Source organism: uncultured Meiothermus sp., from assembly GCF_937863175.1.
Lineage (GTDB): Bacteria > Deinococcota > Deinococci > Deinococcales > Thermaceae > Meiothermus.
The window spans coordinates 1-2,198 of the sequence record NZ_CALMCQ010000352.1; the positions used below are offsets into that span (position 1 = coordinate 1).

The 2,198-nt window shown below is 60.4% G+C and carries 3 protein-coding genes; 2 read left to right on the plus strand and 1 reads right to left on the minus strand.

All coding sequences use genetic code 11. From position 1 onward, the window contains the following. Nucleotides 1-730, minus strand: a 730-nt coding sequence (locus Q0288_RS13290) for a class I SAM-dependent methyltransferase (protein WP_299431198.1), incomplete at its 3' end; no start/stop codon positions are given. Nucleotides 731-889: 159 nt separating this feature from the next. On the opposite strand from Q0288_RS13290, the gene Q0288_RS13295 reads away from it, so the two are divergent. Both Q0288_RS13295 and Q0288_RS13300 read left to right on the plus strand, forming a co-directional pair. Beyond that, entirely contained in the window at nt 890-1,078 is a 189-nt protein-coding gene (locus tag Q0288_RS13295; RefSeq protein ID WP_299431200.1) for a hypothetical protein, read from the plus strand. 124 nt (nt 1,079-1,202) lie between these two features. Continuing rightward, the coding region (locus Q0288_RS13300) for a PASTA domain-containing protein (RefSeq protein WP_299431202.1) at nt 1,203-2,198 on the plus strand (996 nt) is incomplete at its 3' end.

The following is a 2,198-nucleotide window of genomic DNA, read 5'->3' on the forward strand; positions in this document are numbered from 1 at the left end:
GATAGGTTGCAGCTACCCACTGGGTTAACTCGGCCACCGAGGGTCGGAAGACTTCCTCGGGTACGTCCCAGGTAAAGGAGTAGATGCGCTCCAGAAGCATCTCGAGGCTGGTACGAGGGCTACGCGACTCAATCCAGTCGGCTATAATCCTGGTTTTAGGTTCGAAGTTGTGACGGGCCAGTTCTTTTTCCACTTCGGCCAGGCGGGTCTGGTGGCGGCCCCGCACCAGGGTATAGCCCAGGCCCGCCAGAATTTCCTTCCACTTTTGCTGGATGCGCCAGTCTTCGCTCTCGTCGTCGGATTGATCCCAGCCCTCAAACAGAAAACCACCCGGACGCAACACCCGCAGGCTCTCAATCAGGGCTTGCTGCCAGTTATCCAGCAGGTGCCAGAAATGCACCGCAATAACCGCGTGGAGGCTGCTCCGCTCAAAAGGCAGCTCGCGGGCATCGGCCTCGACCAGGCGGGCCTTGCGGGCTACCCCAGCCACTTTTTGCCGCAAGACCTCGAGCATGGCCGGATTGTCGTCCAGAGCAATATAGCGATACCCTCGAGCGATAATCGGCACTGAAATTCGGCCTGTGCCAGCCCCAATTTCCAGAAACAGGGGATCGCGGAACAACTTTTCCACCGGGGCCGTGAGCGCCGTAGCGATGCGCCCCGAAACCTCGGGCGGATGATAGCGCGTCCGGTCATAGGTAAAAGCCACCCGACTAAAATGAGAAGTCATGCCCGGTTTTTATGATAGCAATGGAGTGTCAAATTGCAAATTATACCGCGAAGCGGTCAGCTCGAGTGTGAAGTTTGGGCTTAGTCCATCCAGGAAAGCCTTTTTGTAATTCAAAATGTCCTATTTACGTACAGCACGGTAGAAGCTGGGTTTGGGGTTGTGGTCTACGGGCAAACCAGGGAGCGCAGTGGTACCGGCGGCATCGCGGTCGAAAACCATGTACCACAAGCTGAAGGCCCAAAGTGGGTAGTGGAGGGTCAACTGCCCCCACGCGCTGTCAGGTTGCCCCAGGCCCCAATTGCCATAACCCCTCCCGATCCATACCTGCTGGGCGCAGTGCGGGTGTGACTTGCGGTGGCTCGTTCCCCAGGGCTATGCGAAAACCCTCGAGCCGTCTTTGCCGGCAGCCTCGCACAGGCTTCGCTTTTGCCCACTCATAAAGCCCTATCTCCGGTCTGTATAATCGTTGGTGGTGTCGCTACTGGACGATAAGTTCACCATTCTTGGCGAAGAGCCCCCCCAGGGTTTTTTGCGCCCTTATCAGGTGCAGACTCCCGAGGGTCTGAAGGGGCAATTGTACTGGTTTGAAGTGCATACCCCCGAAGCCCGCACCGCTTTCCACCGCTACAAAAACGCCATCCGGCGGCTCGAGGGCCAGGGCTTTTTACCCCAGGGAGTCGTGGTTTCAGCCAATCCGGGGCGCTACTATGTCTTCTGGCCCGAACAGTCCAGGGTGGCGCTCAAGGTTCGGCGGCTCAAGCCACTGCTGGAAGTCCTCGAGCCTTTTGGCTACCAGGAAAGCGATCTGGAAACCACCGAGGAAAGCGGACGGCCCCTGGTGGGAAACCTGCGACCCCAGACGGCCAGCACGCCCCCAGGTCGTCCCGACCTGAACCCCGCCCGGCCCACCCAGCCGCTGCCCTCCCCCCTTCCGGTCACACCAGAGCAACCCCCCAGGGCCGAGAGGTCTGCAAAAACCAGCAAAACCACCCCCACCAGCCAACCAGCCAGACCCCGTCCTCCGCAGCGTACCTACCGTTGGAACTGGCCTGGCTGGCTTCCGGGTTTGCTGATGCTGACGCTGGGCAGCGTGGGCATTTGGCAGACTGCCGCCAACTACCTGAACCCGCCGGAGTATGTGCTGCCCGACCTGGTGGGCAAGACCCCCCGGCAGGCGTTGGAGGCGGTGCGTACCTACGGCCTCAACGTGGAGTTTGCCGAGGGGAGTGACGTATCGCTGCCCAGGGATCAGATCCTCGAGCAAACCCCCGAGCCTGGCACCCGCGTCAAGCCAGGGCGACGGCTCGAGCTAGTCATCAACAAACCGCGCTTTGGGAGCGTCCCGGCCCTGAGTGGACGCTCTCTGGAGGATGCCCGCCAGTCCCTTGAGTCTGCGGGCTACCGCCTGGCAGGCATTACCCGTATCGCCGCAGGAGATACCGCCGATACCGTTCTATCCAGCATTCCC